Raw genomic sequence first — 24,648 nt, forward strand, 5'->3', positions numbered from 1 at the left:
GTTCTTTAATATGTATATTAAGAATAAGTTTGAGAGGAAGTTGCTTACAGCGTACCATTGATAGCTAAAAAAGTGGTTAATAATATAATAATTTAAAATTATTATTCAGAGGAGCTTAATGGATACAAAAAGTTTTGACCTCAAGCTTTGTCTAACCTGTAAAGAAAATCTAGAAAAACATCTGTTTGGAAGAGAGTTGAAACTATGCAATCTCGAGAAAACTTTCTCCTACCTAAAAACTAAAGACGCATTTTTATCCTGGCGGTTGCTTAAAAACCTTAAAACTTCAAAAGATTGGATTTTCAAAGATTTTTGGGTAATGCCTTCACGCTGGGAAATGCGTACTGACCTTAAAAAAACTGTTGGTGTTTTTTCTACCTTACCAGAAAAAGAAGTTGAAACTATCCAGATGCTTTATAAAATATTCAAAAATATTGAGGTTGTTTCAATTATTCTAAGATTGGTTGACCCAGTGAATTACGGGATTATAAGCCCACCTGTTAAATATGCTTTACAAGGTAGGTTTGATTTAGGTTGGGAGTATGCTGATGAGTACGTGAAATATTTATCTGTTTTGCGTGAATATAAGGAAAAATACGGTTTTGAACGAATCTCTGATGTTTCCGATGCTCTGTGGACTCTTGTTGAGGGGTGTCTTAGGAACAATGGTAACCAGTGTGAAAATTTACAAGAGTTTAGGAATGAATTTTTAACCATAGAAGAAAATCTTATTCTGGAAGAAGAAAGGGAAAAGGGGTTTCAAGATAAAATAGATAACCTAATCGAGGAGCAAAAGAATCTTGAGAAGATGTATGTTGTTGACATTGATAGAAGTGAAAAAGAAAAAGAAAAAATAAAAAAACAGATGGCAGAATATGAAGAGATGTTAGAATCTGCTGAATTAGAGTTGTCAGATTCTCAAAATAAAATAGATAGATTGAGAAAAAATAGAAAAGGTTTCAACGCTGATTTGATCTTTTCTTTAAAAGATTCAACAGTTGACCCAGTTGATAAATTGGTTCACGAAAAAGGTCATTACGTAGATAAGAATCAGAAATCTTTTTTGGATAAACTTACCCGTTTTAGTAAGATAAACAAGATATTCTGGAGCGAAAATATTAATGTAAAACCGCCTAATCGAGTTACTAATATAAAAGATACAGGAGAGGTAACCATAATCTATGTAGGGAGAAACAATTACGCATCTGTTATTAATGTTTTTCCTGTAGGCGACCTGCCAGATAAGACTCATGCAAAGTATTTTGCGTATCTTGTATCATCTTATATGAATATAAAAATACAAAAATTATAAATTAACGCCGTTGGTTGTTAGGTAGTTATTCTCAGTAGTTTAACATAGGAGGAAGTATGTCAAAGGATATTTTCAATAAAATTCGACTTGAAAAAGAACAAGAAGTAAGTGAATTTTTAGAATCAGCGTGGAATGCTTCTCTTATCAATAGAATTTTTAATAGCCAAGATCAAAATAAGGATGATTTTTTGTATTTGACGTCTTATTTTAAAGGATATTATCTTCCTCTTAGTACAACAGTTGGTTCTGAGATATTTTCGTTATTTTATGGTTTAGCAAAAAAGATTGGGTTTAGCGATAAAGAAGTAAAATGTTTTATTGTTAGCCATCCTGATTTAAACGCATTCTCATTATATTCGAACGATGCATCTATCCCGCATATTATTGCTTTAAATAGTAAATTGTTTGATGTGTTTAATCAAAATGAATTGGCTTTTGTGATAGCTCATGAATTGGCACACCTTTTTTATAAACATTCTTATATTGATTCTACCTATGGGTTTTTATATCCACAGGAAGGAGAGAAACGATGTCCTTTACTACTGTTTAATAGTTATTTATTTTGGCAGAAGCTTGCGGAAATATCGGCTGATAGGCTGGCTTTATTTCTAATCGGAGACCTTGAAACATCTATAAGAGCAATTGTAAAACTATCCTCGGGGTTAGCAGATAAACATCTAAAATTGAATATATCAAGTATTATTGACTTTGCAGTAGAAAATTTTAAAGATATGAATGCAAATCAAATGGAATATTTTGCAAATAAGATGAATACGGAACATCCTGCAAACCCTATGAGAATTGTGGCATTGAATAGGTTTTATAACTCTGGTGTAATGAAAAGAATATTAGAAGGAGGCAAAAATGAAGAAAGAGATTGCTTGCTTGATGGTTTAGATGAAGAGCTAACTGAGAAACTTGAAAGGTATCCTGCAAATGAAGAAGAAAGTACCCTGCTTTTTTTTGTCATTGCTGCAGGCATAATGATAATGAATGCTTGTGAAGGGTTTAGTGAGAACGGGTTTTATTATTTAAGTAATTTTGCATCTAACTACTATCTTTTTTCGATGGACTTAATACAAAATATGATGGAAGATAAAAACCTTCAAGAAACAATGGAAGAAAACGCAAAGATAATTAGAGAGAAATATCCCGAATTAAAATATCACGTAGTTGCAATTCTTGTTGAATTGATGCTAAGTGATAAAAGAATAACAGATGAAGGTGAAAAAATGTTAACTGATATAGCTTTGGAACATTTACAATTTGATCCTCGGGTTTTAAATGACATTCTTGTAGAAAAGTTAAAGTTTTTTTTCAGACCGTTTGAGGAATAGTAAAATCTTTAAAATTTGTAATGTGAAATAAAAAAACATCACAACACAGGATTTAATAAGAAGGTATTGTAGTAAAGATTTGATAGTAAGGGAGTAGGGTGGCTTGAAATCATCTAACTATTAGTGAATTTTGTTAATAGTTTTTTTCATTGTTTATCCAATTTTCTTTTGAGAGTTACTGTAATGAAGGAAACGACAAAAACTGAAATTGAGAGAATTATAGGTAATAGACATAGCGAATCACATCCTCTTCAGCGTAATAGTGCTGGTATGGAAGGGTTTTCCAGAATGGTTCCGCTTATAGATGAATTAGAGCCAGAGGAGATAAAAGAATTTCTGTTACCGTTGATAAATAGTTTGCTTGTCCGTATGCGTAGTTGCTTTTCTTGTTACGCTAAGGGATTGGCATTTGCAGAATATTTTTGTTCGAAGAAATGTCCAGACAAGTCAATTTATTATTGGCAACTTTTTCAAAAACATATTCTTGCTAATCAAAAACATCCTTTAGGGCGTGATTATCGCACAGAAGTATACAAGGAAATTATAAAATACTGCGTAGAAAAAGAATAATAGGCATTCGATAAAAATGTATCACAAGATGCTAATATGGTGCTTATTTTCCCTTTATTTCTCAATTCGCAAACTCGACTTTGAAGGGGGGGAGTGTTTAATAAGATTAAGACTTTAGCTTTGTTTGTATAGTGGCGAAGAAGATGGCTAAAGCAAGTGAATTAGGGTTTAACGGATATTCATAAAATTGGGAGGTGTGAGAAATGCTTGTAAGAATTGTTGGAGCTTTTGAACCTTTTTTGTTTATCAATGATAAAAAAGCCGGAAGAAACTGATAAAAAAACAGATGAAACGAGACCTCAGCCATCTGTAAAAAAATCCATACAGCCAATGAATGCAAATATAAAGCCAGCAGGAGATGTAATAAACTGTCCATATTGTGGTGGTTACGCAACTTATGTAATGACTAAACGTTTTGGGACAGGTGTTAGTAATTTATCTGCAGGAATTCTATCTGGAATGGTAACAAAAAGTTTTTGGGGAGGGTTATTGGGTGCAAGTATGTATTCGCAACATAACAGACCTACAAAATTATACAATTGCCAAGATTGCGATAATCCTATAGAGGTTCCACTATAATTGAAATTTGAGACCTGCCCTTTTTCTTGTTCAGTTACTAATGTTTTGAGTTGTGTTAAAAAAGCAACAACTAAAGGCGTCGTATAGCCAAATTTGGTAAAAATATCTTTTTTATAGGAGGTAAAATGGCAGAAGTAAGATTTGAAGTAGACAGATATACTAAGTTTATCCTTACAGTGATTGCTGTAGCTTTGTTAGGACTGTTGTTACAGGGCTTCTTAACTCCAAAGGTTGCTAATGCTCAGAAAGAAATAATAAAGGTTAATATTGAGCAAGTTAGAGGCAGATCAGTAGATTCATACTCGACTCCTGCTATTAAAGTTAAACTGGCACAATAATCTATAAACAATTGCTGGGCCTGAGTTTGATGACAATGAATTTGTTTTTTACATAATAAAATGCAAAAGTAGGAGAAAGAATCTTTAAATATTTTAAGTTTCTTCTACAAAAGCAGTATAACAAAGGGCTTTGAGATTGGAAGCAATGGATGTATGAATACCTCTATTCAAGATATCAAGAGATATTTATAGGTATTAAAGAATACATTGAATCTTATAAGAAAAATTTTCAAACGTAAATAATCGTTTTTTGAGAACTTAAATGGTAGGTGTAAAATTAGCTCTATTCAATTAACTATAGTAGCTTTAGATATTATTTAAAAATGGTTCGTATAGTTGTAAGAGAAACTATATGAAACAGTAGATAGAATTTTAATAGGTTTTCAAGGACATTAAAATGGAACAAACTTCAAGCACAAAGATTTCTCCTAAAGAATTAAAAGATATGATGGAAAAAATTGGGAGTGTTGCTGCAGGATTTAAGGTTTTTAACGATGGTGTTCAATGTGTAAATAATGCTAGTTATTGGCAATATATAACTCAAAGTTATAAGGGTGGACAATTTTTTAATTCTATAGAAGCAATAGCAAATTACTCGAAAACTCACCCTACATCTGTAGAAACTGTGCTAAGATACCAGGGTTTTCAGTGGGAGGTATTTAATAAGTATCGCCCCAGTTTATTAAATATTAATGAACTTCCAGGGTTTACAGGTACTAACATTGCTGTTAATGCTCCTGGGAAAGATGTTATATCTTCTAATTTGTTAACAGGTAAGAAAGTTTTTATAGAATGCAAAACAGGTATAACTTCAAATACAATACTTCAAGGTGCAAAAAGATTATTTGAGTATCCTCCTGACCGTTATTTTGCTGTAAATGAGTCAATATACAATAAAGCTCTTGAACTGGGCATGCCAAAAGAAAGATTTATTTTTATTATGCGTGATGAGGAACTTATCAACATTGGTGAAGAGCGTTTTAAGCAACTGGCACAAAACGAAGCTTTTGCTGGTTTGCATACAATGGGTGTTTTAAATGAAGCATTCAAGGGAGCAGTCATAGGTGCTATTATTGGAGTGGGGCTTTCGACTATATCAAATTACAAGCAATATGTTAACGGGCAAATTTCTGAAGAACAATTTGCAAAAATAATTCTTAAAGATTCTGCAAAAAGTTCCATTATGGGAGGTAGTTTTGCAATAATAAATATTGCAGTTCAATATAGTGCAAAAACATTAGGGGTAGCGTATCCCGTGACAATACCAGTTATGATAGTTGTAGGAATGGGATTAAACAAAATTATAGCTCCAATGTTCAAAGAAGGTACGTATGCTAAAATATTGAGTGATTTACAATTTTATGAGGATATAGCAAAAGGGTGGATGAATTTTGCTAATTTAAGCTCTCAACTATTTTATACTCAAGAAATTTTTATTGATAAATTAAAACAAGAAATACAAGATTTTAAAAAAATAGATCAAATTTCAAAAAATGTGGACAAAAAAATAATAGAAGAATTACTAACACATGGGGAAATTATGAAAGAACAAACAAAATTATCATTGAAAAATATTGATAAAATTGTTGGTGGTAAGCGTTTTCAATCCAAAGATATAGATGAACTTGAATATACACTTGCTGCTTTTGTTGAAGAAACTAAAGAGGATCCAGTAATGTTACAAGAGCGAATAGGGGACATTACTCAACTTTTAGAAGTGACCAGCAAGAATTTGGAACAGATAAAAAATCAAAAATGGTTTCAAAGATCCTGGCATACCATAACAGGGAAAAATAAACATCTTAAATCAGTTAACGAAGAAAATCTTTTACAAGTTCAAAAAGCAATTCCTTGGTTTTTAGAAAAATTGGCTTCACAAAATACTGTTATTATGCAATCTGTTCTCCTTGCTTTAAGGCGTGCTAAAATAGCTCAAATAGAATCCGAAAAACTTAAGATGTTTCTTTTGATGGTAAAACAGCAACTGAATTCTCGCCTTGAAAATATAGAAGACTCTATTGAAAAGATAAGTTTTTTCTCAAGAATAAGAGCAAGAATGTCTTTGAGAAGATATAGGCGCATTGTTAACAAAAACAATAAAATAATTGCTAAAATAAGAGATACAGTAAGAAAAAACTATGTTTCAATATTAGATAAGGCATTATTGGAGCATATAATGTATATTATAGTAGACTCTCTAAACGAATTAAAAGAAATAGATGCTTTTTTTAAAAAATATTCAGGGAAAAAGATAGATACGGAAGAAATTATTGAAAAAATGGAAGAGAGTTTAAATATATGTCTACCCGACAAGGATTCTCTTTGTATTGCAATTGAATGTGTAGTAACTAAATTTATTTCGTACCATAATAATAGTATTGTAGATAATTTGTTAACTCCACATTTATATATTTCATCAACCGACTCGATTTCTTTAGATACAAAAATTGATATGTTTCAAAAAGAAAAGTGGTGTGCTGATATTTTAAGCTCGTTAAAGAAGTATTTCACTCTTAAAAAGGAAATAGCAGTGTGTAGTGAAGAAGCATTATCTTTTTTCCCTGAATATTCAGAAATAATAGGACGGAAGGAATGGATGGAAATTTCTAAATGGGGTGCGGGCGGAGTTATCTTAGGTTATTTAGTTGGTGGGATAGGTGTTGGCATAATAGGATTTTTTAGTTTTTTAAGGGGTAGAAAGGATAAAATAGTAATAAAAAACTTTACATCAGCGTATGATAAATATATCAATAAAATAGGACAATTAGAAAAATTTATAAATACTCTTGACAATATGTTTATTCCGATTAAAGAAGAAATGATTAATTTATCAATGTGTAAATTAGTTGCTATTTTAGAAGAATTTAATAATAAATCAATATTGATAAATAGTAAGTTATTATTAAATCAATTTTCATCAAATCAATAATAATGTGAAAAATCAAGATGAAGGTTAATTAAGCAAGTGCAATATAAGCTGAAAAGATAGTGACGAATAATTTAAATATCTACCTGTCTATTTGATAGCTTATACATACAGGTTTTCGTACTTTTCAATTAAAAAACCTATTCTCTCATAAGAATAAATGCAAAATTAAAAATAAAATTGTTCTCATTTCAAAAGTTTCAAGAAGGATATTTGAAAACTTCGATTAAGTGGGAATATAGCTATCGTAGACGATAATAGATTTCTACCATATCTTGTTATGATTAGGGAAAAAGCAGGTCTCGGTTCCGAACCATGTTCGAACCCGGCCTCCATAAAAAAAGAATGGACCCGGCCGGATTGTGCTGGCAAACTACGCCATACAGCTCGACCTCAGCAGCCCATAGTGTATGATTAGGGGAAAGACAGGTCTCGGTTCCGAACCATGTTCGAACCCGTCCTCCATTAAAAAAGAAATGGACCCGGCCGGATTCGAACCAGCAACCAACGGATTATGAGTCCGCTGCTCTGCCCTTGAGCTACGGGTCCTAAATTTTTTTCTGTAATTCTTTATAATCAATAAATTACATTCTACTATTATACTATTTTGTTAAAAAAATTTCAAGAGCTAATTTTTTATGCTAAAAATTCTGTCTTGGAAAAGAGCGTGTTGACCTTGTTTATTCGAGATATGTTCCCTATATCAAATTAGAGACTCAGACATTCTGTTCTTGTAGTTTTTCCTGTACCCACAAATTTATCAAGGTATCAGCAGAAATACCTCTCTTTTGTGCGATTGTATGGAGTTGTTCAGCTAACTTTTTATCTAATGCGTAATAAGTTGTTTCGGATTTGATATCTACATCAAATTGTGCTTCTTGAGTTTTATCCCAAACATCCGACAAATCATGGGTATCCCAAAAATTTCCAATCTCTTTATAAGACTTCGCTTTGGATAAATTACTTTTGTTGTTTTTCATATCTTTTTTTCTCCGCACGGCTCATATCCCGTGCCGATACAATAAGGGCTTCTTATCTTTCTTATACACAAAAAAGACAATAAGATAGCGACCGCTATCCGCTTGTCCCATTGCTGCATAAACATCCTCTTCTAAACGATATCCTTTTTCTAAGAACCTAAAATGAGGATTATTCCTAAATACCTCTTTTACTTCAGTTTGATTGACTCTGTGTTTGCGTAAAAGTTTTTCAATAATTTCTTCGAGCCAGATTAACCCTTCAATTTTTTTCAATCAGTTCCCTTGTAATTGATATCTTATCAGAATCTCTTATCGTTATCTAAATTATACGGTTGATATGATGTCCTGTCAACAGGCCGAATTGTGATGTCATTTAAAGATTAAAAGAGCATTAAGGATTCTTTTTGCCTGCGGTGGTTTATTCAGAGTACCCCCGAGGGATCTTGTCCCGACAGTATTTCTGAGGGATAGAAGGCAAAAAGAGAATTGTTTATTCCTGTAGAAATTGAATGGTGGTCATTGAGAAGTTAGTTTGTGAATTAGGTTATATTGTAAGGCGGTATTTTCTTTCACCTGTTTTTTGGATTTTCTTTTCTTTTGTCCATCTTTCCCATTTTGCTTTAGTTAATATATAAAATGCTTTCCATTCTTCTGGGTGTCGTGGTCTTTTTCTTACGGTCTTTGTTTGATTTATTTCTGCTCTCTGAATACTGAAGATAGAAAGGTTCTTCTTTTTGTATTCGTCGAAGTTATATTTTCTCATTTTTTATCTTTTCCAACTCTTGAGTAACCTCTTCTTTTTTTGCCCTTTGGGATAGATACTTCCAATCAATCTCTTTTTTGTGAAGTTTTAGCAATTGTTTTGCCCATTTACCATCTTCTTCAGATTTCCACCAAACAGAAGCGTTTAGGCGGTCAATAATTAAGTCTTCTATACCAATGATGTAAACTTTTAAATTATCAACAATAATTTCTGATATTTTTGAGTAATCTCCATTTTTTAATTTGCTGCTGACAATATCAATTTCAATATTATTTTGTTGGCAAATCCATAGTCGACCGATTTTTTGAAAATTCCATAATTTTAGTAAATTTTCTATCTCAGTTTGCCCATCGGTGACTATATCAATATCTCCTGTTGCGTAAGAACCGAGTGTATAAAACTCGACGGCATGACCTCCTACTATGATAGGTTTGATGTCATCAGGGAGATATTTTGTGAGGATACCAGTAAAATAGAGACGTCTTTTGAAGTCGTTCTCTATTGTGTCCAATTTTTTGAGTTCTTTAGGTAAATTATTCATATTATTTTGATAATGTTTTGCCTTACAGATTTTAGAGTACTATATAGGCGTTTTTATGTCAATTTTTGTGGATTTTGGGGTGGGAAGGGTTGGTGGAAAGTTTGTAACGGATAAAAGATGAGTTTATCCCGAGTATCTCCGAGGGATAGAAGGCAATAGTGCGATTTTTATCTGGTGTCGTAAGCGTAAAGACCAAGTATGCGAACCGTTCCACCAGTTGTTTTTATTGTAATTTTGTGTTTACCGTAAGAACCCCCCGTAACAGGTACCCTGTTTTCCATATAATAGGTGTTTCCGTTGGTGCATTTATAGGGAACATTTGCTTCTACTTCTGTTTGGTGTTTGGTATTACTTACGCTTACAGTAAATTTTCCTCCGTCTTTCTCATCAATATAGGCAATTGAAAATAGGTTGCCTGTTGCTTGAATATCAATGCTTTCGCCTTCTTTTAAAAGAAAATATTTAGAGCCGTATGGAGCGCCCCATTCTGATTTAAATTCTTTTATTGCAACTTTTTTCTCCCACATTTTGCTGTCTGCTGGAAAGAATGTTTTGTTTAATGCTACTTTATTGTCTGTTGCAATAATTTTGGGGTTGGTACCGATTATTTCTACAACATAACGGTTACCTGTTTCTAATCTACCATAAGCAAAGGCAGAGTTCCTTATATCTCGCCCCATTGAGTTGCGACCTCTCCCAGCGTCTTTCATTAGAGTTCCATTTATTTTAATCTTCATTGTGGTGGGGGGATCTGTTTCTGGGGGCGTGTGTGATGCCCAAAGATTGAACGCACTATCTTCGAGTATAAACATTCTCCCTTCAACAAAACGAGGGTGTGGAGCGGTAAAGGTTACCATATCTCCTTCCCAGTTGTATGAGTATTTGTTCATTCTTTTAGGGAGAAGTTTTTGGTTTGACCATTTTTGGTCAAAATCAGTAATTTCAAACCCTTTTTCAAGTTGTTTAAACCACAGGTAATGACCGACTGCTTGAAAATGGACGTTATCTGTTGCTAACGCAAAAAAGTTTGTACTTTTAGGTAGCCGTCTATCAAAATCTCTTAAATCTATGAAAGGGATATTGTAGAGCGAACAAAGTCTTTTTAGTGGACCGGTAGTAATATCTTCTTTCCCTTTTTTGACAGGCCAGCAACAAAAAAGGAATTCAACGTTAGGGTGGTATCTCTGGAATAACCGTATTGCACCCTCATAAGCGGCTACAGTATCTGGTTCGTCTATCTGTTCGTTGTGACCGCTACCATACCCAAAAATTATTAAATCAGGTGAAGGTTTACCTTTTTTGAATAGTTCAGGGTAGAGAGTTTCCCATTTGTATCCTTCTGAATGTCCGTTGATACCTGGGATAGGTTCACTAAATAAATTAGAGTATTCAATAAATCCTGTATGTCCTTCTCCAATACTTGAACCATCGCAAGCCATAACATTAAGCAAGATTCTGCTAACAGGTAAGTTAAATTTTCTCATCAATTCAAGTCGTAACCTACCCGTATACATAAAGTAGTGTTGAAAATAACCTATATACCCTGTAAGGTCTGGTCTACCAACTGTTTCTGGAAGAAAAAACCTGCTATTGGGAACAGGTTCTTTATAGGTTTTACTTTGGGGGTTTTCATCGTATAGGTATAGAGGAGGGTTTGCGCTACCTCTATCTATACTTGAACCGAGCGTAAGGATATGTATAGGTTGGTCGTTAAGAAGTTTTTTCATTGTGCGGGGAAGTTTTTGTGAATAAGAAGGAATCTGTCTGCCTTTGACCAACTTTAACAGTGTATCTTTTTTTGTTGTAAGTAGAGGCCATCTAACCCACACTGGGGAAGATGAGATGTTTTCAAACTGGATTTGTAGCCCAACAACATTTCGATATTCTGAGGAGGACTCTCTTGTCTTCTTAAAATACCAGTCAATAGTTAACCATTCTGTTTCGAGTTGTTCTGTATCAGTTCTACCTGAAAAGGAAGTTTCTTCGGATATAATAACAAGTTCGCCTCGCCCGTGTTTATAAAATACACGGATATCTGTTAACCCAAACTCTGAAGGGGACCAGGTACCGTCAGAACTTTCAGGACCAACAAGTTTAAGACTCATTTTTACTGAGGAAGGTTCCTTTTGTCTTATTTCTGCTTTAAGTTTCAGTCTTCTTTTTTTAAGTTTAATATCTAAATCAGCAAGAGGTATAAACTGCCAGAATAATTTTTTAGGAAAGATTTTTACGCAGTTGCCAGAACTTTGTTTATTAAAACCTTCTTTCATTGGGTGTATTTCTATATCTCCGAACTCTTTTACATTCCAACCGGCTGTATAATGTCCATAATCAAAATCTTTTTTGAGGCACTTGAATTCAGGGTTAGTTAAAAAATTAGGGGGGACAATTGGAATACTCTTTTTTTGTTTTTCTGTTGACATAAGAATCTCCTTTTGTTTTAAAAAGTTGTGTTCTATTATAGTACATTTTTTTGGATAAAGAAAGAAAAAGAAGTATTGGTAGAGTAGGGGGTAAAGAGGTGGGTAACGGGATATGGCAAATTGATTTTATTAGTTATATACTTGGTTTTTTGATAAAGAGAGTGACAGATTTTCGTTATGTTAAGGTTAATTTGGCTTAAAATATTAATTTGAACTACAAATGAATAAAAGTGTAAACTATGTCCCAAGAATAAGGATAAACTCGCCGTAGGCGGAAAAGGAATGCCCCTTTCTTTGCCTTCTCCCCTAAGGGGATGTTTGGGGTAGTAAGTCCCAAAGAGTTTGCAGAGAGGTTAATGGGATGAGGCTTGTCCGCCGAAGCTTGTATTGTAGCGTAGGTGGAGGTGCAGTTAGCAGGCTAAGAAAAAACGAAGGACGTAACAATAAAAGATGAAGTTGCTCCTTGCATGTCATTCTGGATTTGATCCGTAATCTCGTTTTTATTACTTATGTTAGGTGGGTTAGGTTAGAGATCCGGAAACAAGTTTAGGATGACAAAATTGGACGCTAAGATGGGATAGTGACAAGCAAAAAACATAAACATAAAAGCCCCCCTCTCCTTACATCCTCTTCCCCAGAGGAGAGGAGAATTTGGGTGGATTTCATCTCTCCCTCGGGCATACTCGGGACAAGACCCTAGAGGAGAGTGGGATGGAGGAGTTATTTGAAGAGGTTTTCGTCGAGTTTAAACCTTAACATAATGTAAGGACCTTTACCGCTATAAGTGCTACCTGTAAGGTCTTGGTCAAAACTATCAAAAGAGTAACCCAGCGAGAACCATAAATCTTTTACTACCCTATAACCTATTTCAGCTGAACCACCAATAAAACTTGTTCCGGTATCATAAGAGTTTAGCAACCTAAGTTCAAGCCCTAAATCAAACCTGTCTGTTATATCATGTAAGAGACGTCCAGATATAAGGTCTGAATAACTGGAAATATCGGCATCATTGGTTAGTTTACCAGCATATTTACCTGTGAACTGAGTTTTGCTGTTAAACTGGTAGTTCCCCTCAACTGAACCTATATAAGAGGTTTCGTTATAAGATGGTGAAGAGTTAGTATTTTTATCTACCTTAAACTCAAGGCGAGCTAAGGCGTTAAATTTGTTATTTGTTATAGGTCTGTATGCTGTGCCCAAAAGTGTTCTTGCAGTTATCTGTTCGCCACCACCAATAAAGGAGTTGTAGAATAACCGTTGTCTGAGCATAAATGAGTATTCTGGGTTAAGCATAGTTGCAATAGATAACTCTGCCAGGTTAGACCTTTCCGATGTCTGGCGCCTATGTTCAAACCTTGATGTTATTTTTAGGTCATCTTTAGGTAGGTATTCAAGCCCTAAAGCAGCAGCAAAAGCGTCTGGTTGGCTCTGCCGCTCTTTTCCGCTAAGAGTAGTAAGGTTTTCAACGGATACGTTGCCTGTAATGTTATCGGCTAAATTGAATTTGTTACGCAATCCAATACTTTGTTGAGAATTGTTCCCGTCTATGCCACCGCTCAAACGGTATTCGTTAAAAGCTGAAGTTGAAGGTGTAAGGTCTGCTTCCACTCCAAGCGCTGTTCTCATCTCTTTTCTATCCTCAAAATGTCCGTATTCCTGCCGTAGGTACGCTTTTCTAGTATCATCAATTTTGTAATCTATTCCTGCACGGGTTGCTGTTCCCTCGTCTGCAAGGAAATTTTGTTTATGTTCAAGCAAGACAGATACCTTTGAATTGAGTTGCTGTTCAATCCTTACCTTTGCACCTGTTGCTTCTTCTGGTGTATCTTCGCTAAAATCAAATGGTTCACGGGAAGAAGGGCTTGATGGTGATACATAATTATCGGTTGCTGTCTCTCTATAAAATTCTGCTTCTATGGTTGTTTTACCTATTTTTTTACCGGCACCGATACTGCCAAACTGGTGTTTCATATTGTTAAGAGTATCTTTCTCATCAAAGTAGGTGGCTTTTAACCAGGTTGTTTCATCTGCTTTAAGTATTGCCTCAAACCCGTATTTTTCTGTACCTCTCATTACATCAATAGCTGATGGGTTATCAAAGTAGTCGCCTATATTTCTGTAGTATGCAGATAATAGCAGGTTATCGGTAGGGTGCGAATCAACTTCAATCAACCAACCTGTATCTTTTTTGGGAGTGAAGGTGTTGCTTATATCAAATATAGATTCTGTCTGAGAAAACTCTGTCTTTACTGTTGTGTTACCCGGTAAAGATAGGGTTAAGGTTGCTATCGTGAGAAGGTATAGCTCTTTTGAATAAAATACCACCAATATCATAATCTATAACGTAGTCGTTACCTCTTCTCATTCTATCTTTTGTAAGTATTTTTTCTGGTCGGTTTCTATCTCGTGTTTCAATAATAACCATATCGCTACCTTCAATAACAGACCTGCTGGTAAGATAGTAGTAACCAGATATACCTTTTGCTGGGAAGGTATCAATTTTTTGGACCTGGTTGGTATGGCTCAAGAAGCTCTTGAAAGAAAAATCCTCTTTCTTGATTTCTGATTTTAACCCTGTAAAAGTTCTTTCGTAAGAGTTAAGTTTTGAATCGTTAAACCCTGTCCGTATATCTCCATACATAATATGGGATTCGTCTTTATCTACCCTTATATACATTCTGTCTTTTGATTCGGCTTCATATTCGAGTTTGCTATCATCACCGTATATAGGGTATTTGTCTTCTGTTTCTGTGTTTTTAACTCTTTCATGAAAGAAATCGTCATCCTTCTCTTTTGCAGTATCAAAAGACGCCGTAAGAAGGAAACCGTTACCTATATCTCCTTTAGCAAAAAGCGCACCTCTTCCTGCAACCCCAAGACCTTCTTGTTTCATCCAGTTTTTATCAAGGTAAGATGTGTTGCCTTTTGTTCTGCTATACCCAAGAGCAACCTCTCCATAACCTATAAGCATTAGAGGACGCAGGTAAGGAGAGAAGAATACTGTATTTTCACCAACCAAATTGTCATAATAAACCTTTATTGTGGATAAAGAAGGAGATATTGGAGATAAAATCTGGAATTTTGCTACCCCTTTATTACAAGATACTTGTATACCTTGGGTTGATTTGTCTATATCTTTGGTAACTATTTCGCCTACACTTGTTTCAACAGTAAAAGAGGTAGGATATTCAAGCAGGTTACCGTTTTTATCTTTAATAAATGCTTCCACTTCAAGTATAGATATTCCGTCTGCTTGAACCTTCTTTTCTTTTGGGTTGACCACAATCTCAAACGGGTTATCTGGAGTTGTAACTGTAACCTCTTTTACACCTCTAACGTTTCCAAACTGGTCAACAACTTCAATCTTAAAAATGTTGCTGGCTCCCTGCTTTAATTGTAGACCTATATATTCATATACAGATGTTCTTGAACGGTTGCTTTCAAGTTTCATACCTAATTTTGTATCTTCTACTTTTGTACCGTTAAGATATAAAGTAACTGCAGTATTTAAAGGCGCCTTAAACATTACGTTGGTAGATTTTTTAGGTAGATATGTCCCATCTAAAGGAGAAATAAAATCAAGTTCAGGTACCATATTTACTATATCTTCCTTTAATAACTCCAGTTTTTCTTCTTGAGTTTGTGGTGCGACCGGTGTTTCTACAACTTCTTTTACAATGGTCTCATCAGTTTTTTGTGAAACATCTGGATAAACAACTCTATCAGGAAGTATATACGCCCTTCTGACAAACGCACTCGAGTAGTCCTTTTTAATTTTTTTAAGGTCAACTTGTGCATCTGCTGTTGAGTTATAGTTACCCATTCTTAAAGTTAGTTTATCTTGTATAAGTTCAACCCTAAGGTTCTTAAATCCTTCTTTCTCTAATTTTTGTGCGGTAAGTATAGCGTTTTTAGTATCTCTTTTTTGGAAAGAAGCTATCTGTATGGTATTTATAGTTGTAGGTGTTTCGTCTTTAGATATATCTTCTTCTATTAAAGCAAAATCAGCCCTAAATAGTCCACCTGGGAGTATATCAGCAAATTGTGAGATATTGTTACCCATAAACCTGTTTGATATAGGGTATGGTTTTAATCCGTCGGGAATAGTTGTCTTATCGATCCTTATTATATGAGTGCCGGGAGTAACACCAGGTATTGAGTATTTTCCTTGTTCATCGGTTACAATCCGTGTACCATCTTGAGTATATAAGACAACACCTTTTATACCTGATTCGTCAGTGTCTTGAATTTTGTTTCTGTTATTATCAAGGAAAACTTTACCTATAATAGTGCCTTTTGAAGTGAAAACACCTTCATTAATTTTTATAGTGAAAGATACTGGAGGTGAAGAAATGCTTTTACCAACACTTGTTCCAGTTGCTATAACTCTGTTTTTAGCGTCACCTTTTTTAGTACCAACACTGATTATGGCGTTATATGTTATTTCTATAGAAGTGTTGGAGTTGATTATAGGTATATCCCAAACAAGTGTTCTACCTGTAATTGTTGGGTTGGGTGCGGGTAAAGAATCAAACTTTGTGGAACCTTCAACATAACTTATACTATGCGGCATCACGTCTGTAACACTTATGTTGGTTATATCAACATTACCTTGGTTGGTTATTTTTACGGAATATCTGATAATATCGCCTATAGAAGCAGTTGTTCTATTGGCTGTTTTTGTTATGCTAAACTCTGATGCTTTTGGGTCTATAGGGATATCTATATTTAAAGGTGGAGTTAAAGGTGTAAGTTCAAAATTCTCGCCCCTTGAACCGTTGACTATTTCGTACCCTGAAGGCATCTCTAAGGTAGGAACAACTGAAGGGTAAGTATAACCTTCTGGTAGAGAAGATAATGAAAGATAAAATATTCCGGGTGGGACCAGAGGAAAAGCGTATTTTCCGTCAGAATCGGTTGTAACAGGGTTAGGGTCAAAAGGTAAGTCAGCTGCTACCCCTGTACTTGCATCCATCAGGGTTACAACCACACCCTCTATTGGGTTGCCTGTAATAGAGTCAAAAACAATTCCATAAGGGTCTATATAAGCAACACTTTCAACCACAGGTTGTGGGTCGAGAGGGTCGGTATATATGGCTTTAATAATAGTGTTTTCTCTTACTGATAGAATATCGTTGTTTGGAACAGAAGGAGCAGAAGTTGTAGGTATAGAGCCCCTAAAAACACCTGTATCAATCCCTGTTTCATAAAGTGTTATAGTTTCTGTATCACCTGTTTGGCTATCTGTAAGGGTTATGGTTACTGTCTCTTCTATATCTCTGTAAATGTTCTGGTCTAAATCTGTTACCTGTATATATAACGTTTCGCCTACCTTATATACAGATTTGGGTTCCCAATTCTCGTTGAAAAACTCTATAATACCTTGAGTTCTTTCTGTAGTAATAGTTGTTACAGGTGGGGTATCTCCATCATAAGGGTTCAAGTTGGCATCTTTATATTCAACTGAAGCAATATTAATAATAGGAGTGCCCGGCGGCGTAGGTGCCGCAAAAAGAGCAATAGTGTAAGCAAAAAACAGCATACTTACAACAGCTACTGCCGCCGGTCTTTTATACCTCAAAAGTTTTTTAATTACTCCTATTATCATTTTTTTCCTTACTTAATCAATCGTTACCTTAAACTGGAGCACCCAAGTTCCGTTCTGCCCAAGTGTTAAAGGTGTACCTGAACCGCCTGCTCTTATTGTTTTGGAGTTGGAGTCATAACTACCTCCATCATTATCTGAAGCATCGGTTCTTGTTATCAAAGTCGCAACAGTATCACCTGTTTTGATACTACCAGTCACATAAGTAGTATATTGAGGTACAACATCATAAATAATAATAGATGTTGCGTTTCCAGAACCTGTATTGGTAGCAGTTACTGTGTAAGTAAGTTCAGTTCCTGGAGGTTGAGGTCCTTCTGGTGACACTGTTTTGCTAAGAGATAATACAGGTGCTTTACAGGTTGTAGTTATAGTTATTGCATCTGTTAAGGTGTTATCTTTAACAGAAGTTCCTGTAACGGTAGTGGTATCAACATTAGCATCTGTTGTGCCAACAGGTATCGTTGCAACCGCAAGGATGTTTATAAACCCACCGTTTGCAGCAAGGACTCCTGTATCTATTATGCCGTCAGAGTTTGTGTCGTAAATTTCGTAATCGCCGTCTGTGCCGGGGATACCATTACCATCAACGTCTACCCAAAATTTCCAAGTCCAGCCCAATCCAGATGAGTAGGTTATATTGATTGTATCAGGTGCGTTCCCTTTGTTTGTAGCAGTAAAGGCGTGGACAATCTGAGTACCGGGGTCACCTGAGTATATACCGTTGTCTTTTACCTCTATAGCTGGTTTAGAACCTACTGTAGTTGTAGTTGTATTACTGGTTGTTGTATATTCTGTAGGCAAATCAATATGTTTGTGGTATGCAGTCAACGTGTTGGTAATATTTGTGCCTTCAGTTATTGTGTCGTTCACTTTTACCTGGAAGAAGAAAGAACCTTTTTCTCCTGCTGGGAAGGTTTCTCTTGTATATATAACCTTAGTTCCGTCAAAGTAACCGCCTATACCATCTTGTTCAGTTCCATCGTTAGCGTCAGTAAGAGCTGTTGCAGTGGAGTATGTAGTTGTTATGGGCCCATATCTCATACTTCCAGCAACATAAGTTGTTCCAGTAGGGATAGTATCTTCAGCTCTAATATCTTCTGCATCAGCGCTACCGGTATTCTCACCGTTAACTCTGTAAGTTATGATATCACCAGGTACCGGGTTTGCTGGAGTGTCAACCACAGATTTCACTATACTAAATACAGCTTTTAATGAGGTTGTCTTATATGTACCTGTCTCTTTAACTGTGTTATCAAAAGTTGATGTAGCAGTTAAAGTTGCAGTACTCTCTGCTCCATCTGCTGCTGTTGGAGGTATTGTTGTAACAACAATAACCTTATAACAAGCATCAGCTGCAAGTAGAGTTGTACTTGTTACCTCAGTTGTTTCTGTAAGTGGGTCCCAAACACCGTCGCCGTTGGTATCAAAATATATTTTTGATGTCCAGGTTGTATCTGCTACACCGAGAGTAAAGGTATCGTCTCCGTTGCCATCGTTACATATTGTTACTGGATAAGCAACTTCGCTACCTGCAACACCACTTTGGTTACCAGTGTTAGGTGTTATGTTTATAGCTGCAACCTGGCTAACTACAGTAGTTACTTCGTTTGAGTATACTCTGCTTTTATCGTTGCCGTTTGCATCTTTATAATCAGCGTATGCTTTGTTTTTAATCTCAGTGCCAGCTGGAGTTCCTTTAGCCATTGCCATAGGCGCAAACATAAGTGCTGAGATTGCTATTATGCTTGAAATTAAAAGAACTTTTCTCATTATTTCACCTCCTTTTTTTCTTTTCTTTTTATTAAACAAACTTTTACTTTTTACTTCCATTACTTCCTCCTTATAGTTATCTTACTTTTGTTTTAAAGGTTACACTTCCTGTATCTCCAGGTTGTAAGTCCTTCATTAAAACCCATCTTATATGTGTATACATATCCGGAGTTGCCACTTTTTCTTCTGTTTTACCGTCAGAAGTTTTGGCAGAATATTTGATAGGGGGTTTCCGGTACACAACTCCCTTATCAATGCTAAAAAGAATATCAGTCCCTTTACCCACAGCGCTCTTATCTTGATAAGATGTTCCTTCGGGTATAGGGGTTACAAAAGATGCGGATGTAAGTTTTTCTTTATCCTCGTTCTTATATTTAAGAGTATAAACAAGTATGTCCCCTTTTGAGGTCTTCTTTACCGGTTCCAATTTTATTTGAGTTTTACCGTCTTTTTTAATGGTTGCCTCTCTTTCAACACTCATTACAAGAGAAAGACCTTCCTTTTGTGAAGGAGCAGTTGACCCTTTTGTTTGAGCTGTTACGATGCCGGTAAAAAGAAATAACGATAATACAAGTATCTGACCAATTTTTTTCATTATTTCACCTCCTTGTAATATGTAAATAAAATGTTTTTATTCTTATGTCCCACTTTGTTACCCTGAACTTGTTTCAGGATCTCTCATCTAACTCACGTAACCTCCCTTCTTTTCCGCCTTCGGCGAGATTGCCACGTCACAAAACGACTCGCAAAGACAGAAGGGAGGAAATTGTTCTCCCATACTTTCCTTTCCCCTAAGGGTAGAAGGGGAAAGGATGGGCTTTCCCTCTTGCTTTTAATCCACTTTTACTTTAAAAAAGACCCTTCTCGTAACATTTGCAGATACAGAAGGGATAATAAAAGACACAGTTGTCCCATCAGAATTCCCAATATCACTATCTTGAGCATCAGTCAGAGAAGTCGCATTCTGATACGTTGAGTTAGCAGCTCCAGATTTTAAACTACCTGCAACATAAGAAGTATAAAAAGGCACTGTATCAACTATAATAATGTTTCTGGCGTCTCTGTCGCCTATATTTTTATATTGTATTGTATAAATGATTTCTTCACCGGGAGTCGCAGTTGTCTTGTCAACAAATTTTTCCAGAGTTAAAACAGGTCCGTGTATAGTTACAGGAGCCGTACCTCCCGAGCCAGTATCTGGGAAAGAACCTCTTATTATAACGCTATTATATGTAATACCCGGTGTTTCGCCTGCAATTGCTTTAAAAGTAAGGGTTCGTCTGTTGGACGTTCCTGGTTGAACGCACCAACAACCAGTCCAAGTAAGTTTCTGTCCGTTAATGGTGGGGTTGTCTGTGGTAAGTCCAGTTGTTGAACCGTTTACATAAGTTAAACCAGACGGGAGAGTATCTTCAATCTCTCCGACTATACCTGTAGCGTTTCCTGTATTTGTTATTGTTATGGTGTAGGTAATCTCTTCGCCAGAGTTTACTGATGTTGGCTGACCTGTTTTTGTAACTGACATAGATGGGTTGACAAGAACTTCGTGTTTATTCCAAGCACCACCAGTTGAAGCTGTATATCCCCACCACACTAAAGGGTTACCACCAAAAACTTGAGAAACAATATCTCTTGTCATAGTTAATCTAAGTGAACCATCAAAATAGACCTGCAACCTATTTATTGAGGCAGTCCAAACAACCCTTATTGTATAATCGTTTCCTGTTTCAATGTTGGTATTAGTACGACGAGCTTGCACAGCCGCTTGCCCTGAATGGTTGGGGACACCAGTACCGTTGGCAGGATAAAGGTTAACACCTATATGGTCAGCACTTGGGTCGCCTCTGGCAGTATTTTGGTAGGTATCAAACTCCACAGCAACCGCTGGAAGAATACCATAACATCCTATCCATTCTCCTCCATAAGATGTGTCTCCAAAAGCACCTGTTCCTCTGGGGTCTTGATGAAAAACAAAGGCGATACCGTCAGCACCGTCACTATTTCGATTTCCAAAATTGGCTATAAAAGTAAAATCAAAGTCCTTTGATAAGTCAAGTTGATAATCAGACCAGGCAGCCCCTGCTTTATCCCCTGATGCAGGTGTTAGGATAATTCTCTGCCCAGAAAATGTTGCGTCTCCACCGAGTACCCAAGCCCCAAAAGCAGAAGAGGATATTAACAAGGTTAATAGTAGAGTAAAAAACCCAATATTTTTGAATAAATTTTTCATAATATTTAATAAAAATAAAAATATAATACACCAAATTTAAGGAGTTTTTGGAAGGTTTTTTGGAAATTATTAGAATAAAATATGACAGTAAATATAATTTAATTCAAAACCTTGCTCTTACTCTTTATTACGGAGTATTTACAATAAAAATTTGCTTCCTGCCCTTGCAATAATAACTAAAATGATATCAATACAATTATTATACTTATTTTATTTTGTTTGTCAAGTTTTGAAAATAAGAACTAAAAAAGTATGGTGTGTGTTTTCCTTATTTCATCTTTGCTATTGCTTCCGCTTCCCCATTTATGTCATTCCGGGCTTGATCCGGAATCTCGTTTTTACCGCTTATGTTAAGTGGGTTAGGTTAGAGATCTTGAAACAAGTTCAAGATAACAAAATGGGCGAGAGAGAATTTCCCCTCTAATTGCCTCTCCTCTTGAGGGCGGGGAAATCAAGTTTTAGAGTTTTTTAATTGGTGGGCTGGAAGTCCAAAGACGTAAGGTTTGCCTGAATGAGGGTTTTTGTAGACTAAAACTTTTGTTTTATATGTTTCTTCTATATTTTGGTAGGTTAAGACATCAGAAGGGCTACCTGAGGAAACTATCTTGCCTATATTCATAAGAGTAAGGTTGCTACAATACTCTGATGCAAGGTTTAGGTTATGCAAAACTGATATAATGGTTGTTCCTTTATTGTTTAGTTCTTTTATTATATCCATAATTTTGTAACTGTGACCTATATCAAGGTGAGATGTGGGTTCGTCAAGAATTAGTAAAGCGGGTTGTTGAACGACTGTTTGCGCAAGAAAAACTTTCTGTTTTTCTCCATCAGAAAGTTCTGTTATATTTAAGTTGTTGTAATCTTTTAATTCAAAAAGAGCCATTGTTTCTTCAATTATTTGGAGGTCTTCCGCATTCAGGATACCGTATCTATTTATATAAGGAGCTCTGCCTGTTGAAATGAATTCTTCAACTGTGTAAGGGAAATGGGTTTCAAGGTTTGAGGGTAGGAAGGAAACTTTCTGCGAATATGTTGAGTAGGGTATATCTTTTATATTTTTTGTATCAAGAAAAATATTGCCTTTTGAAGGAGTTAATATTCTTACGATTAACTTTAGTAGAGTAGTTTTACCAGAACCGTTAGGACCGATTATCCCTAGAAATTCGCCTTGTTTTATTTCAGTTGATATGTTCCCTAATACTGGAGTTGTTTTATACGAAAAACTTAGGTTTTTTAGTTTTAACATATTAAATCCCTCTTTCTCGTCTATATAAAAGCATAAAGAGAAAAAATAGTCCTCCAAAAAACCCTGTTATTACTCCAACAGGTATTTCTATCGGTTTTATAAGAGTTCTTGCAATTGTATCTGCAGACATAAGAAAAGTTGCACCTATTAAAAAAGTTGCTGGTAGGTTTTTCTTGTGCGGAGTGCCAAAAAAATATCTTGATATATGGGGAGAGACTAGCCCTACAAAACCAATTAAACCAGATAAACTAACACATAACCCTACTATAATACAGGATAAGAAAAAAGATGTCCTCTTCTCTTTTTCTACGTTTATCCCTAAAGAGGTTGCTTTTTCGTCTCCTAAACTTAAAATATCATAAATTTTGCCCGAAAAAACAAAGTATAATGATAAGCAGAGTATAATGATAAAAGATAAAGGTAAAATTTTTGTAGGGAAGGAAGAAAAATCACCTATAAGCCAGAGCATTGTGGATTGAAACTTATCGTTTTTTACTACTGCTAAAAGGAATAAGACAAAAGAAGAAAATAGAAAGTTGAGAGCCACCCCTAAAAGTATTATTGATGTGTTTGAAAAACGTTTTTTTATTGAGGCGGTAAGTATTATTGATACGCTTGCTAAAGCTCCTATGAAGGCAAAAAAAGGTATAACCAGAACCTTTCCCATAAGAACTCCTACACATATTCCGAGTGAAGCGCCCCCTGATATTCCGAGTGTATAACTTTCTGCGAGCGGATTTTTTAAGGTAGCTTGTAAAACTGAACCGGTAACAGATAATCCTGCTCCTACAATAAAAGTTGCCAGAATTCGAGGTATTCGGATACGTAGAAGAATTGTTTTATCAAGTTCTGAAAGAGAAAAGAAGTGCAAAAAATTTATGTTTTTGACACCAACACTTATTCCAAAAATTAGGGTAGTTAAAAACAATGCTGACAATAGAAGATATCTATTTTTAATTGACAATATTGTTCCTTTTTTCATTCTTACCATTGTTATATCCCTACCTCATTCCTTTTCGCCTTTGACGGGTCTTGTCCCGAGTATCCCCGAGGGAATTGCCACGCTAAGAAACGCTTGCAAAGACACAAAAAGACGTAAAGCAAAAGACCCCCTCACCCTTAATCCCTCTTCACTATGGGTAGAGGGCAAAAATGGGGATTTTTTAAGGTAGCTTGTAAAATAGTTCGTTTAATTTTTTAACTGAGTTAACAAAAGTTTCTGGTGTGGGGCTACCAATAACGGTATCTTCCATTTCGTAACAGGAAGATTCTTTTATTCCACCTATTTCGGAAAGTCTGTTATCAAAAAAGTTGGTATCTTTATCCATTCCTATAAATAGTATAACATCTGGATTTCTTCTGACAACTTCTTCAAAAGAGCAAGTGAACCATTTTTTCTCTATATCTTTGAAAATGTTTTCACCACCTGCAAAAGATATCATTTCGTTTATATAGGTATTCCTTCCAGTTGTAATAAGAGGGTTGAAACCAAGTATGAAAAAAACTTTCTTCTTCTTTTCTTCTTCTGGTTTGTCTAATATTTGATTTAGTTCTGTTAGGTTTCTTGAAATAATATTTTCAGCTATTTTTTTAACATTAAGGATTTCTCCCAATGCAAGAAAATTGTTGTTAATATCATCAAATGAGTAGAGTTCTTTTAATGTAAGGGTTCTTATTCCTAACTTCTGAAGTTCGTATATTGTTTCTGGTTTATTACCTTCTTTTGCGCCGATAACGATATCTGGTTTTAAGGTAAGTATTTTTTCTATGTTGGGAGCAATAAGGGTGCCTATAATTTCTTTCCTTTTTTTTCTCTCAGGAAGGTCGTGAATTGTTAAACCAATTATATTTTTGTCCATTCCAAGCAGAAACAGGTTTTCAGTAACATAAGGACCAAGTGATATTATTCTTAATTTAGATTCGTTTTTAGGTACAATGGTGTTATCTTTTTTGGAGTTTGGTAGAAGAAAAAAAAGAAGTATAATAACACCCAAACTAATAAGGAAAATTATTTTTCTTTTCATT

Annotated in this window: 20 protein-coding genes and 1 tRNA gene; 7 read left to right on the plus strand and 14 right to left on the minus strand. The window is 35.2% G+C overall.

Annotated elements, in window-relative coordinates; all coding sequences use genetic code 11:
• Positions 1-118 precede the first annotated feature (118 nt).
• The 6 genes from M0P98_01010 to M0P98_01035 all read left to right on the plus strand — a co-directional run bounded on the left by M0P98_01010 (position 119) and on the right by M0P98_01035 (position 7,065).
• Complete coding sequence (locus M0P98_01010; protein MCK9265461.1) at positions 119-1,312, plus strand: hypothetical protein; 1,194 nt, start codon at positions 119-121, stop codon at positions 1,310-1,312.
• Between the two features lie 56 nt (positions 1,313-1,368).
• Positions 1,369-2,649, plus strand: coding sequence for a M48 family metalloprotease (locus tag M0P98_01015; protein ID MCK9265462.1), 1,281 nt, complete (start codon positions 1,369-1,371; stop codon positions 2,647-2,649).
• A gap of 183 nt (positions 2,650-2,832) precedes the next feature.
• Positions 2,833-3,219: a hypothetical protein gene (locus M0P98_01020; protein MCK9265463.1), complete on the plus strand. Its 387-nt coding sequence runs from the start codon at positions 2,833-2,835 to the stop codon at positions 3,217-3,219.
• A 249-nt stretch (positions 3,220-3,468) separates the two neighbouring features.
• Entirely contained in the window at positions 3,469-3,798 is a 330-nt protein-coding gene (locus tag M0P98_01025; protein ID MCK9265464.1) for a hypothetical protein, read from the plus strand.
• Positions 3,799-3,923: 125 nt separating this feature from the next.
• The gene (locus M0P98_01030; protein MCK9265465.1) at positions 3,924-4,136 is read left to right on the plus strand and encodes a hypothetical protein; all 213 of its coding nucleotides are present in this window, start codon (positions 3,924-3,926) and stop codon (positions 4,134-4,136) included.
• A 397-nt stretch (positions 4,137-4,533) separates the two neighbouring features.
• Positions 4,534-7,065, plus strand: a complete 2,532-nt coding sequence (locus M0P98_01035; protein ID MCK9265466.1) for a hypothetical protein — start codon at positions 4,534-4,536, stop codon at positions 7,063-7,065.
• Positions 7,066-7,539: 474 nt separating this feature from the next.
• On the opposite strand, the gene M0P98_01040 is transcribed toward M0P98_01035, so the two are convergent.
• The 6 genes from M0P98_01040 to M0P98_01065 form a co-directional block, all read right to left on the minus strand.
• Positions 7,540-7,611 (minus strand) — tRNA-Ile (locus M0P98_01040).
• A gap of 167 nt (positions 7,612-7,778) precedes the next feature.
• Positions 7,779-8,042: a BrnA antitoxin family protein gene (locus tag M0P98_01045; protein MCK9265467.1), complete on the minus strand. Its 264-nt coding sequence runs from the start codon at positions 8,040-8,042 to the stop codon at positions 7,779-7,781.
• A 21-nt stretch (positions 8,043-8,063) separates the two neighbouring features.
• Complete coding sequence (locus M0P98_01050; protein MCK9265468.1) at positions 8,064-8,315, minus strand: BrnT family toxin; 252 nt, start codon at positions 8,313-8,315, stop codon at positions 8,064-8,066.
• 271 nt (positions 8,316-8,586) lie between these two features.
• Positions 8,587-8,805 (minus strand): hypothetical protein, encoded by a 219-nt coding sequence (locus tag M0P98_01055; GenBank protein MCK9265469.1) that lies wholly within the window; start codon positions 8,803-8,805, stop codon positions 8,587-8,589.
• Positions 8,792-9,346 carry a DUF6036 family nucleotidyltransferase gene (locus M0P98_01060; protein MCK9265470.1) on the minus strand — a complete coding sequence of 185 codons (555 nt, stop codon included), beginning with the start codon at positions 9,344-9,346 and terminating at the stop codon, positions 8,792-8,794. Before M0P98_01060 ends, M0P98_01055 begins: the two co-directional genes overlap by 14 nt.
• 167 nt (positions 9,347-9,513) lie before the next feature.
• A complete protein-coding gene (locus tag M0P98_01065) occupies positions 9,514-11,769 on the minus strand; it encodes an SGNH/GDSL hydrolase family protein (GenBank protein ID MCK9265471.1) in 2,256 nt (751 codons plus the stop codon).
• 50 nt (positions 11,770-11,819) lie between these two features.
• Here M0P98_01065 and M0P98_01070 point away from each other — a divergent pair, with 50 nt between their 5' ends.
• Positions 11,820-11,969, plus strand: a complete 150-nt coding sequence (locus M0P98_01070; GenBank protein MCK9265472.1) for a hypothetical protein — start codon at positions 11,820-11,822, stop codon at positions 11,967-11,969.
• Positions 11,970-12,489: 520 nt separating this feature from the next.
• Here M0P98_01070 and M0P98_01075 read toward each other — a convergent pair.
• From M0P98_01075 to M0P98_01110, 8 genes are all read right to left on the minus strand, one after another.
• A complete protein-coding gene (locus M0P98_01075) occupies positions 12,490-14,103 on the minus strand; it encodes a hypothetical protein (GenBank protein ID MCK9265473.1) in 1,614 nt (537 codons plus the stop codon).
• On the minus strand, positions 14,027-17,377 hold the full coding sequence (locus M0P98_01080) for a carboxypeptidase regulatory-like domain-containing protein (protein ID MCK9265474.1): 3,351 nt from the start codon (positions 17,375-17,377) through the stop codon (positions 14,027-14,029). The genes M0P98_01075 and M0P98_01080 overlap by 77 nt, the downstream gene beginning before the upstream one ends.
• A 12-nt stretch (positions 17,378-17,389) precedes the next feature.
• Entirely contained in the window at positions 17,390-19,207 is a 1,818-nt protein-coding gene (locus tag M0P98_01085) for a DUF11 domain-containing protein (protein ID MCK9265475.1), read from the minus strand.
• 16 nt (positions 19,208-19,223) lie between these two features.
• Positions 19,224-19,742: a hypothetical protein gene (locus M0P98_01090; GenBank protein MCK9265476.1), complete on the minus strand. Its 519-nt coding sequence runs from the start codon at positions 19,740-19,742 to the stop codon at positions 19,224-19,226.
• Positions 19,743-19,979: 237 nt separating this feature from the next.
• A complete protein-coding gene (locus M0P98_01095) occupies positions 19,980-21,377 on the minus strand; it encodes a hypothetical protein (protein MCK9265477.1) in 1,398 nt (465 codons plus the stop codon).
• 451 nt (positions 21,378-21,828) lie between these two features.
• Positions 21,829-22,623, minus strand: coding sequence for an ABC transporter ATP-binding protein (locus tag M0P98_01100; protein ID MCK9265478.1), 795 nt, complete (start codon positions 22,621-22,623; stop codon positions 21,829-21,831).
• A gap of 1 nt (position 22,624) precedes the next feature.
• Positions 22,625-23,614 (minus strand): iron ABC transporter permease, encoded by a 990-nt coding sequence (locus tag M0P98_01105; protein MCK9265479.1) that lies wholly within the window; start codon positions 23,612-23,614, stop codon positions 22,625-22,627.
• Between the two features lie 172 nt (positions 23,615-23,786).
• A complete protein-coding gene (locus M0P98_01110) occupies positions 23,787-24,647 on the minus strand; it encodes a helical backbone metal receptor (protein MCK9265480.1) in 861 nt (286 codons plus the stop codon).
• Between the last annotated feature and the right edge of the window lies 1 nt (position 24,648).

The sequence above is a fragment of the bacterium genome (assembly GCA_023230585.1).
GTDB lineage: Bacteria > Ratteibacteria > UBA8468 > B48-G9 > JAFGKM01 > JALNXB01.